Consider the following 10,449-nt stretch of genomic DNA (forward strand, 5'->3'; position numbering starts at 1 on the left):
CCCCGGGCCCCGGCCCCGCCCGCCCGCCGCGCGGGGGCCCCCCGCGGCCGGGCCCCCCCCCCCCCCCCGGCCCCGGGCCGGGGGGGGGGGGGGGGGCCGCCCCCCCCGCCGCACTCGATGGCGCGGTACTGCACGGCGTGCAGCCCTCACCGCTGGTGGCCGGGCTCAGCAGCGGCATCAGCAGCGAAACCACCAGCGCCCCCGGCGCCCGTAGCGCGGGGGACGGCGCGGGCCAGCGGCCGGAGCGCCCGGGCGCCCCTGCCGGCAAGGCCGTGGAGCAGGTGCCCGACCTGACCCGGCCCACGCCCGAACCCGGCGACCTGCCCGAGCGCCCCGGCGGCCTCCAGCCGCGCGCTGAGCAACTGCAACTCGCCGGGGACATCACCTACGCGCTGCCCTCGCTCGACCTGCTGGAGCGCGGCGGGCCGGGCAAGACCCGCAGCGCCGCCAACGACGCCGTGGTGGCCTCGCTGACCAATGTGTTCACCGAGTTCAAGGTGGACGCGTCGGTCACCGGCTTCACCCGCGGCCCGACGGTCACCCGCTACGAGGTCGAGCTCGGCCCGGCCGTCAAGGTCGAGCGGATCACCGCGCTGACCAAGAACATCGCCTACGCCGTCGCCAGCCCCGACGTGCGGATCATCAGTCCGATCCCCGGCAAGTCCGCGGTCGGCATCGAAATCCCCAACACCGACCGCGAGATGGTCAACGTCGGCGACGTGCTGCGGCTGGCGGACGCGGCGGGCGACGAGCACCCGATGCTGGTGGCGCTCGGCAAGGACGTCGAGGGCGGCTACGTGATGGCCAACCTGGCGAAGATGCCGCACGTGCTGGTGGCGGGCGCGACCGGCTCCGGCAAGTCCTCCTGCATCAACTGCCTGATCACCTCGATCATGATGCGGGCCACGCCGGATGACGTACGGATGGTCCTGGTGGACCCCAAGCGCGTCGAGCTGACCGCGTACGAGGGCATCCCGCACCTGATCACGCCGATCATCACCAACCCGAAGCGGGCCGCCGAGGCGTTGCAGTGGGTGGTGCGCGAGATGGACCTGCGCTACGACGACCTGGCCGCCTACGGCTTCCGGCACATCGACGACTTCAACGCCGCAGTGCGCGCCGGCAAGGTCAACCCGCCCGACGGCAGCGAGCGCGAGCTGACGCCGTACCCGTACCTGCTGGTCATCGTGGACGAGCTGGCCGACCTGATGATGGTGGCGCCGCGCGACGTGGAGGACGCGATCGTGCGCATCACCCAGCTCGCCCGGGCCGCCGGCATCCACCTGGTGCTGGCGACGCAGCGGCCGTCGGTCGACGTGGTCACCGGGCTGATCAAGGCGAACGTCCCCTCCCGGCTCGCGTTCGCCACCTCCTCGCTCGCCGACAGCCGGGTGATCCTCGACCAGCCGGGTGCGGAGAAGCTCATCGGCAAGGGCGACGGCCTGTTCCTCCCGATGGGGGCGAACAAGCCGGTCCGGATGCAGGGCGCCTTCGTCACGGAGGAGGAGGTGGGCGCCGTGGTCCAGCACTGCAAGGACCAGATGGCGCCGGTCTTCCGGGACGACGTGACGGTGGGGACGGCGAAGAAGAAGGAGATCGACGAGGACATCGGCGACGACCTCGACCTGCTGTGCCAGGCCGCGGAACTGGTGGTGTCCACCCAGTTCGGCTCCACGTCCATGTTGCAGCGCAAGCTGCGGGTGGGCTTCGCGAAGGCGGGCCGGCTGATGGACCTGATGGAGTCCCGGAACATCGTCGGGCCCAGCGAGGGCTCCAAGGCCCGTGACGTGCTCGTCAAGCCCGATGAGCTGGATGGAGTCCTCGCCGTGATCCGTGGTGAGGAAGACTCGTCATAAGGTTACGGGCAACCGTTTCCCCGGCTGATACGTCAAGTTGAAGGGGGCACCGGATACTGCCCGCAGTCGGGTCAGGTGCGGCCATTCTGATGGCGTACAAAGTCCGGCCTCCCGCTTGCCCGACCCTTTCGTACCACCCCTAGACTGAACATCCAGCAGGTGGCTACACGCTCGAAAGGCACCCTCGTGTCCATCGGCAACTCCTCCGCAGACGACCGCCCTTCCGTCGGTCGCGTCCTCCAGCAGGCCCGGATCGGTGCCGGACTGACCGTCGACGAGGTCAGTACCGCCACCCGGGTGCGCATCCCCATCGTGCACGGCATCGAACAGGATGACTTCTCCCGCTGCGGTGGCGACGTCTACGCGAGAGGCCACATCCGTTCGCTGGCCCGCGCCGTCGGGGTCGACCCGGCGCCGCTGATCGCCCAGTTCGACGAGGAGCACGGCGGTCGCCCCGAGCCGACCGGCGCCGCGCCGCTCTTCGAGGCCGAACGCATCCGCTCCGAGCCGCGCCGCCCGAACTGGACCGCCGCGATGGTGGCCGCGATCGTGGCCGTCGTCGGCTTCGTAGGCTTCACGCTGGTCTCCGGCGGCGGTGACGACGGCGAGGCCAGCACAGCGGCCGACACCACCGGCACGGCCAAGCCCTCCGACACACCGGAGAAGGGCAAGCAGAGCAAGCCCGCCGACCCCAAGCCCGACCCGACCGAGAGCGCCATCGCCGCCGCACCGGCCAACAAGGTGACGGTCAAGCTCACCGCCGCCGACCGGCAGGCGTGGATCTCGGCCAAGGACCACAACGGGCGGCTGCTGCACGTCGGCGTGCTGGAGCGCGGCGTCTCCAAGACCTTCACCGACTCCCAGCGGATCGACCTGGTGCTCGGCGACGCGGGGGCCGTCAAGCTCTTCGTGAACGGCAAGGAGGTCCGCGAGGTCGGCGAGGACGGTCAGGTGCAGCGGCTGAGCTACACCAAGGGGGACCCGGAAGCCGGCTGACCAGGGGTTCGTATCGGGCATACCCGGAATCGGGGCGGCACGGCGGGGCCCCGATGACACCGGGCAGGTGCCTCGTGCGCCCTTGGCGCCGGGGTGGGCGCCGGAACGAAGTAGTCTGAGCGTATGCCCGAACGCCGTACCGTCGCTCTCGTCACTCTTGGCTGCGCCCGTAACGAGGTGGACTCGGAGGAGCTCGCAGGCCGCTTGGCGGCGGATGGCTGGGAGCTCGTCGAGGAAGCCTCCGAAGCCGACGTCGCCGTCGTCAACACCTGTGGTTTCGTCGAGGCCGCCAAGAAGGACTCCGTCGACGCCCTGCTCGAAGCCAACGACCTCAAGGACCACGGCCGCACGCAGGCCGTGGTCGCGGTCGGTTGCATGGCCGAGAGATATGGAAAAGAGCTGGCCGACGCGTTGCCGGAGGCCGATGGCGTGCTCGGGTTCGACGACTACGCCGACATCTCCGACCGGCTGCGCACCATCCTCGCCGGTGGCGTCCACGCCTCCCACACCCCCCGCGACCGGCGCAAGCTGTTGCCGATCAGCCCCGCCGAGCGGCAGGGCGCCGAGGTGGCGCTGCCCGGCCACGGAGCGGCTGCGGCCGAGCCCGACGCCGGGCCGCAGGCCGACCTCGCGGACCTGCCCGCCGGCGTGGCGCCCGCGTCCGGCCCGCGGGCCCCGCTCCGGCGGCGCCTGGGCACCAGCCCGGTCGCCTCGGTGAAGCTCGCCTCCGGCTGCGACAGACGCTGCTCCTTCTGCGCCATCCCCTCCTTCCGCGGCTCCTTCATCTCCCGCCGCCCCGCCGATGTGCTGAACGAGACGCGCTGGCTCGCCGAGCAGGGCGTGAAGGAGATCATGCTGGTCTCCGAGAACAACACCTCGTACGGCAAGGACCTCGGTGACCTGCGGCTCCTGGAGACGCTGCTGCCGGAGCTGGCCGGGGTGGACGGCATCGAGCGGGTGCGGGTCAGCTACCTCCAGCCCGCCGAGCTGCGGCCCGGTCTGATCGACGTGCTCACCTCGACGGACAAGGTCGCGCCCTACTTCGACCTGTCCTTCCAGCACTCGGCGCCCGACGTGCTGCGCGCCATGCGCCGGTTCGGCGACACCGACCGCTTCCTGGAGCTGCTCGGCCAGATCCGGGCCAAGGACCCGCAGGCCGGCGCGCGCTCCAACTTCATCGTGGGCTTCCCCGGGGAGACTGAGGCCGACCTCGCGGAGCTGGAGCGCTTCATCACCGGGGCCCGGCTGGATGCGATCGGCGTCTTCGGCTACTCCGACGAGGAGGGCACCGAGGCCGCTGGTTATGCGGACAAGCTCGACCCCGAGGTGGTCGCCGAGCGCCTGGAGCGGGTCTCCCGGCTCGCCGAAGAACTCACCGCGCAGCGCGCCGAAGAGCGTCTGGGCGAGACCGTACGGGTACTGGTGGACCGTGTGGACGAGAGCGAAGGCACGATCGGCCGGGGCGCGCACCAGGCACCGGAGACCGACGGACAGACGACGTTGCGTACCGAGCGGGAGCTGGCGCCCGGCCGTATGGTCGAGGCGAAGGTGATCGCGACGGAGGGCGTGGACCTCATCGCGGAGCCGCTGGCCGAAGTGTGTCCCGAGGGGGCGGGCAGATGACCGGAGTCCCGGCCTCCGCAGCGGGAGGCGCCCGTGCGGCGAGGGTGCCCGCCGCCCGCACCGTAGGGCTGTGGAACATCGCCAACATCCTCACCATGATGCGTCTGGTGCTGGTGCCCGGTTTCGTGCTGCTGATGCTGCACGGCGACGGTTACGACCCGGCCTGGCGCTCCTTCGCGTGGGCCGCGTTCTCGGTGGCGATGATCACTGACCTCTTCGACGGCCAGTTGGCCCGGCGGTACGACCTGGTCACCGACTTCGGCAAGATCGCCGATCCGATAGCGGACAAGGCGATCATGGGCGCGGCGCTGGTCTGCCTGTCCGTCCTCGACGACCTGCCCTGGTGGGTGACCGGGGTGATCCTGTTCCGGGAGATCGGCATCACCCTGATGCGCTTCTGGGTGATCAAGCACGGGGTCATTCCGGCCAGCCGGGGCGGCAAGATGAAGACCCTGGCCCAGGGGACCGCGGTCGGCATGTACATCCTCGCGCTGACCGGGCCGCTGGCCACGCTCCGGTTCTGGGTGATGGGGCTGGCCGTGGTGCTCACCGTGGCGACCGGCCTGGACTACGTACGGCAGGCCGTCGTCCTGCGGCGTGCGGGTCTGGCGGCGGAGCGGGCGGGTGCGGGGGAGCGGTCCGGGGCGGACCGCGAATCGGTGCGGTAGCGGGTCGGTGCGGGAGTGGGGCGGAGACCCGCGCGGTGCCGGACCGATGGTCGGCGACCGGTGCGGTGAACCGAACGACGGGGGGATCGAGTGACCGGGGCAACCACCTCGGCGGATGAGGGCGAGGGCGGCGCGGTGCGGCACTCCTCGGTGAACGTGGGGAATGCGGAGCGCGCGGTACGCGCGGAGAATACGGGGCCTGTGGGAAGCACGGGGGACGTGGGGCGCGGGGGGGCCGCCGCGTACACGGTGGGTCGGGGGGGGCCGGATTTGGCGGGGCCGGCCCCGGTGGGGCCCGTTCCGGTGGGTTCGGACGCGGTGGGTCTGGATTCGGTCCGTCCCGACTCGGTCGGCCCGGTCTCGGTGGGTTCCGACTCGGTGGGTTCCGACTCGGTGGGTTCCGTCCCGGTCGGTTCGGACTCGGTGGGCCCTGTCCCGGTAGGGCCGGCCCCGGCCGGTACCGACTCGGTGGGTTCGGTTCCAGCGGCGGTCCGGCCGGCGGAAGGGGCCGAAGCGGGGCCGCGGCTACCCGGGGTGGCGCTTGCGGCCGAGGTGGCCGCAGCGCTGCGGGCGCGCGGCGAGACCGTGGCGGTGGCCGAATCGCTCACCGGCGGGCTGCTGTCGGCGGCGCTCACCGAGGCCCCCGGTGCCTCGCGTTCCTTCCGCGGTGCGATCACCGCGTACGCCACCGACGTCAAGGCCAGCGCCCTCGGCGTGGACGCGGCGTTGCTCGCCGCGCGGGGCGCAGTGGATGCCCAGGTCGCGGCCCAGATGGCGAGCGGCGTACGGAGCGCGCTGGGGGCCGACTGGGGGGCCGCGACCACCGGCGTCGCCGGCCCGGACCCGCAGGACGGCCAGCCGGTGGGCACCGTCCACATCGCGGTCGTGGGCCCCTCCGGTGCGCCCGTCACGGTCGAACTGGCGCTGGCCGGAAGTCGCGCAGAGATCCGCGCACGCAGCGTGACATCCATTCTCGAACTGATGCAGAGCGAATTGATCGAGAATGCGAGGGCACAGGATACGGAACAGGGCGGGCGGATTTGATGTTTGCAGCCCTGAGTGAACACGACATCGCCCCCCGCACGGGCGGAGCCCGAGGCGGTACGGTGGGGCGAGAAGGAACGGGATATGCGGTCCGAGGAGGGAGCCAGCGATGATTCTGCTCCGTCGCCTGCTGGGTGACGTGCTGCGCCGACAGCGTCAGCGCCAGGGCCGGACGCTGCGCGAGGTCTCCTCGTCCGCCCGGGTATCTCTGGGCTATCTCTCAGAGGTCGAGCGAGGACAGAAGGAAGCGTCCTCCGAATTGCTCTCCGCCATCTGCGATGCCTTGGACGTACGCATGTCCCAGGTGATGCGCGAGGTCAGCGACGAACTGGCACTGGCCGAGCTGGCCCGGTCCGCCGCTGCGAGCGAGCCCGTGCCGGCGCCCATGAGACCCAGGCTGAACTCCGTGTCGGTGACTTCGGTGACGTCCGTCCCCGAGGAACGAGTGACGATCAAGGCGCCCACCGAGGCTGTCAACGTGGTGGCTGCCTGACGATCCGGAACCGGTTGCGCAGCAACCATCCACCAGGCTGTGCCGTAGGCCCCGTCCGCATAGTGGAGGGGGCCTACGGGTTTTTTGTGGGCGTGGGGTGGGTGGAGGCGGGTGCTGATGGGTGGGTTGGGGGTGGTCGGGGAGCCCCCGCTGGGGAGTTTCTTGGCGGGGGCGGGGTGTGCGTTGTCCTGTCGGTGGGGGCGTGTAGGGCTGGTGAGGCTTACGGGGGGTTACGAGTTTCGCGTTGGGGTTGGGGTTGGGGTTGGGGTGTGGGGTCGATGGGCGGGGCGGCTTGGGGTGTGCCTGTACGGGGCTGTCGCCGGGTGTTGCCTTGACGGGGCGACGGGGCGACGGGGCGACGGGGCGACGGGGTGGTGCGGTGCGGGCTGTGCGGGCGGTGCTGGGCTGTCGCGTGGTTGCGCAGGTGGGGGGCGTGGGGGCGAGTGACCTGGGTAAGCGGGTGATCTACGAGGGGGACGGCTTGCCTTGTCGTATGCCGCGCGTGTCGGGGTACACGGGGTGTGGCAGGGTGAGTTAAGGGACTTATTCGACAAAAGGAGAAATTGATGTCTGCTGTCAGGAGCCCGCTGCCCGAGCCGGACCGGAAGACGGTCGGCGACGCTCTCCAGGGCGCGCTGGTGGACTTGGTGGATCTGTCCCTGGTCGCCAAGCAGGTGCACTGGAACGTGGTCGGCCCGCGGTTCCGCTCCGTCCACCTCCAGCTCGACGAGGTGGTGGACACGGCGCGTACGCACACCGACACGGTTGCCGAGCGTGCCTCCGCGATCGGTGTGAGCCCCGACGGACGAGCCGAGACCGTCGCCAAGACGAGCGGCATCGACACCGTCAAGGACGGGTGGATCCAGGACACCGAAGCCGTACAGATCTTGGTCGAGGCGCTGAACGCGGTCATCGCGCGGATGCGCGAGCGGATCGCCGCGACGGACAAGCCCGACCCTGTGTCGCAGGACCTGTTGATCGGTCTGACCGCGGACCTTGAGAAGCACGCGTGGATGTTCCAGGCGGAGGCCGGCTGACCGGTCCGGCCGGCCCGCGTGGCCTGCTGACCTGTACGAGCATGTGCCCGCACGAGCTGGTGTTTGCGCGCCGCGCCGGGTGAGCGCGGTTGAGGCAGACCGGTGCGGTGGGGGCCCGGGAACCGGGCGCCTTCAGCCCCGTCACCGGACGCCGATGCAAGGGCGTGACCCGTCCGCACGAAGCCGGCCCCTTTAGTCAGGGGCCGGCTTCGGCGTGTGAGGGGGCCGGTGGTGCGGGTGGGGGTGAGGAATGCGCGGGGTGGGGGATGCGCAGGGTGAGTGAGGTGGGAGGGGCGGGAGAGGTGGGGGCGGGCTCTGGATGCGGGTGGAGCGGGGGCGGGGGAGACTGGCACCGCACGCTCCGTACGCGACGCGCGACGGAGCGCGGTGGCCGGAGCCGGCGAGCGAAAGGTGCCCAGCGATGTGGGACGGACCGATACGCACCGGACGGATACGCACCGGACCGATAGGTACCGGGCCGACACGTCCGGCGGGTCCCGGCCGCAGGACGCATCTGTGCTGGCGGCGAGTGGGCGCCGGGAACCTGGTTGACGGCACGGGGCCGCCGGAGCGGTCGGGCACGGGCGGGGGCGCGGGGGAGCGGCGCTTGCGTAGAGGTGGCGGAGGGCCTCATGGGTCCGGGGAGCGGGCGACGGCCGGCGGTGCCTGAGCCCGTGCGGTGGGCCGTGGCCCTGCTGCTGGGCGGTGCCTGGACCGGCGCCGTGATCTGGCTGGCTGCAGGGCCGACTCCGCTCGGGCCGACCGCGGGGGTCCTGGTCGCGGGGGGTTGGGGGCTCAGCCTGTTGCCGGTGCATTGCGTACCGGGTGGGCGGGGCGAGGAGGAACCTCTGGCCGGTGCTGAACGTGACGTCGGGGCGGATGCGGTTCACGGCACCGGGGCGTATCCGGCTCACGGTGCCGCGGCGCATCCGGCTGACGACGTCGCAGCGCATCCGGGTCACGAGGCCGGGGCGTATCCGTCGGAGGCGACCGGAATGGGCTGGGGTGACGGTGGGGTGTTTGGCCCCGCGGGCGAGTCTGGCGGCGAGGCGTGTGGTGTGTGCGGCGCGTATGGCGGGTGCGGCACGTGCGATGTGTCTGGCCCGTCTGAGAAGCAGCGGGGCGGGGGTACGGGGCGGCGGCGTGGTCCGAGGTCGTGGCGGTGGGGCCCGGGGGAGCGGTGAGCTTGGGGGCGGGGTGTCGTGTTGTGCCGTGTCTGTTGTGTCTGCTGTGCCTGGCGTGGGGGGGCAGGGCGGGTGGCCGTGTGTCTGCCGGTGGCTGGGCGGAGAGGGACAGGGCGCCCGTCGGTGGCTGGACTGTGGTGGGTGAGGGGTGTTGCTGTGGGGTGGCCGGGGGTGGGGGGTGTCGCAGGTCAGGTGGTGTCTGACGGGGCGGGGCCGGGTTGGCAGTGGGGGCACCAGTACGTGAGGCGGGCCGCGGAGCCGTTCGGGTCCTCCGGGTCGCCCTGTTCGGCCACGCGGATGCTCGTACCGCAGCGTAGGCACGGCCGACCGGAGCGGCCGTAGACCCACAACCGGCGGTCGGGGTGGTGCTCGGCCGTGGTGATCCGGGCGGTGCGTTCCTTGTTCACCTCCAGCAGTCGTCTGGCGAGCGACAGCAGCCGGTTGCTCGCGGCCGGGCCGAGGTCGGCCATCGGGAGCCAGGGACTGACGCGGAGGAGGAAGCACAGTTCTGCCTTGTACACATTGCCGATGCCGGCGAGGTTGCGCTGGTCGAGCAGGGCCTCGCCGAGAGGGCGCCCGGGTGCGGCGAGCAGCCGGCGCAGGGCTTCGGCCGCATCCCAGTCGGGGCCCAGCAGGTCCGGGCCGAGGTGGCCGACGACGGTGTGCTCGTCGGCCGTGCGCAGCAGCGCGAGTACCGGCAGCCGGTAGCCGACGGCCGTCTGGTCGACTACCCCGAGTACCGCCCTGACCTGGTGTCCCGGGCCGCCCCGCCAGCGCTCGTCGGCACCGTAGACGTACCAGGCGCCGTCCATCCGCAGGTGCGAGTGCAGCGACAGGCCGCCCTCGATGCGCGCGAGGAGGTGCTTGCCCCGCGGCAAGACCTCGTGCACCCGGCGGCCGGTGAGGTCGACGTCGGGGAGCGCGGGGCGCCGGCGGCCCCGTGCGTCGGGGCGCAGGCTCGCCCCGCTGGGGGCGCGGAGTTCCCAACGCGTCAGTGGCTTGCCGGCCAGCGCGGTGTGCAGACGGTGCGCGGTGCGCCAGACGGTGTCTCCCTCGGGCATGGGCCCATCATGCCGCCAGCCGTTCGCCGGGGCGGGGCGCGGCTGGAGCCGGTGGTGCCGAAGACGGTGTCGTGGCGTGGGCGCTCGTCTCCCGACGCGGGCTGACCTCTGCTTCCTCCCGTTTTCTCTTCCCGTCTTGCTTTCCGCTGCGGGGCGACCTCCTCGGGTGTCGATGGGCGAATGGTGTGCGGGGGAACGCTGTGCCGGGTGCCGGGTGCCGGGCGTTGGGCATTGGGCGGGCGTGGCCGGGCCGCAGCCGGAGCGTACGGAGCGGGACTGGGGCCGCCGGGCGGCGGCGTACGGAGCGGTGGTGGGCCGGGCCTGTCTCTTATAAACATATCCCCAGCCCACGAGACGGCCTCCGAAAGGGGTTTACGGCGGTTGGGGGTAAAAAAAAAAGGGGGGGGGGGGGGGGGGGGGGGGCGCCCCCGCTGGGGTGTTTCTTGGGGGGGGGGGGGTGTGCGTTGTCCTGTCGGTGGGGGCGTGT

At 71.9% G+C, this 10,449-nt stretch carries 8 protein-coding genes; 7 read left to right on the forward strand and 1 reads right to left on the reverse strand.

Translation table 11 applies throughout. The features are described from left to right. The 7 genes from AAHZ94_RS19775 to AAHZ94_RS19805 all read left to right on the forward strand — a co-directional run. The coding region (locus AAHZ94_RS19775; RefSeq protein WP_349994303.1) for a DNA translocase FtsK at positions 1–1,856 on the forward strand (1,856 nt) is incomplete at its 5' end. A gap of 186 nt (positions 1,857–2,042) precedes the next feature. Next, the gene (locus AAHZ94_RS19780) at positions 2,043–2,852 is read left to right on the forward strand and encodes a helix-turn-helix domain-containing protein (protein WP_349994308.1); all 810 of its coding nucleotides are present in this window, start codon (positions 2,043–2,045) and stop codon (positions 2,850–2,852) included. A 123-nt stretch (positions 2,853–2,975) separates the two neighbouring features. Continuing rightward, complete coding sequence (rimO, locus tag AAHZ94_RS19785) at positions 2,976–4,475, forward strand: 30S ribosomal protein S12 methylthiotransferase RimO (RefSeq protein WP_349994304.1); 1,500 nt, start codon at positions 2,976–2,978, stop codon at positions 4,473–4,475. Beyond that, on the forward strand, positions 4,472–5,143 hold the full coding sequence (gene pgsA, locus AAHZ94_RS19790) for a CDP-diacylglycerol--glycerol-3-phosphate 3-phosphatidyltransferase (protein WP_349994305.1): 672 nt from the start codon (positions 4,472–4,474) through the stop codon (positions 5,141–5,143). The genes rimO and pgsA overlap by 4 nt, the downstream gene beginning before the upstream one ends. A 534-nt stretch (positions 5,144–5,677) precedes the next feature. Beyond that, positions 5,678–6,187 (forward strand): CinA family protein, encoded by a 510-nt coding sequence (locus AAHZ94_RS19795; protein ID WP_349994309.1) that lies wholly within the window; start codon positions 5,678–5,680, stop codon positions 6,185–6,187. A 109-nt stretch (positions 6,188–6,296) separates the two neighbouring features. After that, entirely contained in the window at positions 6,297–6,680 is a 384-nt protein-coding gene (locus AAHZ94_RS19800; protein WP_176164453.1) for a helix-turn-helix domain-containing protein, read from the forward strand. A 566-nt stretch (positions 6,681–7,246) separates the two neighbouring features. After that, the gene (locus AAHZ94_RS19805; protein WP_349994306.1) at positions 7,247–7,717 is read left to right on the forward strand and encodes a Dps family protein; all 471 of its coding nucleotides are present in this window, start codon (positions 7,247–7,249) and stop codon (positions 7,715–7,717) included. Between the two features lie 1,372 nt (positions 7,718–9,089). Here AAHZ94_RS19805 and AAHZ94_RS19810 read toward each other — a convergent pair. After that, positions 9,090–9,962, reverse strand: coding sequence for a DNA-formamidopyrimidine glycosylase family protein (locus AAHZ94_RS19810; RefSeq protein WP_349994307.1), 873 nt, complete (start codon positions 9,960–9,962; stop codon positions 9,090–9,092). Positions 9,963–10,449: the final 487 nt, after the last annotated feature.

The organism is Streptomyces sp. HSW2009 (assembly GCF_040240285.1).
GTDB lineage: Bacteria > Actinomycetota > Actinomycetes > Streptomycetales > Streptomycetaceae > Streptomyces.

Bases quoted from the DNA above. Each gene is read 5' to 3' on its own strand.
- rimO (WP_349994304.1), top strand. From the start codon at position 2,976: ATGCCCGAACGCCGTACCGTCGCTCTCGTCACTCTTGGCTGCGCCCGT.
- pgsA (WP_349994305.1), top strand. From the start codon at position 4,472: ATGACCGGAGTCCCGGCCTCCGCAGCGGGAGGCGCCCGTGCGGCGAGG.
- AAHZ94_RS19800 (WP_176164453.1), top strand. From the start codon at position 6,297: ATGATTCTGCTCCGTCGCCTGCTGGGTGACGTGCTGCGCCGACAGCGT.
- AAHZ94_RS19805 (WP_349994306.1), top strand. From the start codon at position 7,247: ATGTCTGCTGTCAGGAGCCCGCTGCCCGAGCCGGACCGGAAGACGGTC.
- AAHZ94_RS19810 (WP_349994307.1), bottom strand. From the start codon at position 9,962: ATGCCCGAGGGAGACACCGTCTGGCGCACCGCGCACCGTCTGCACACC.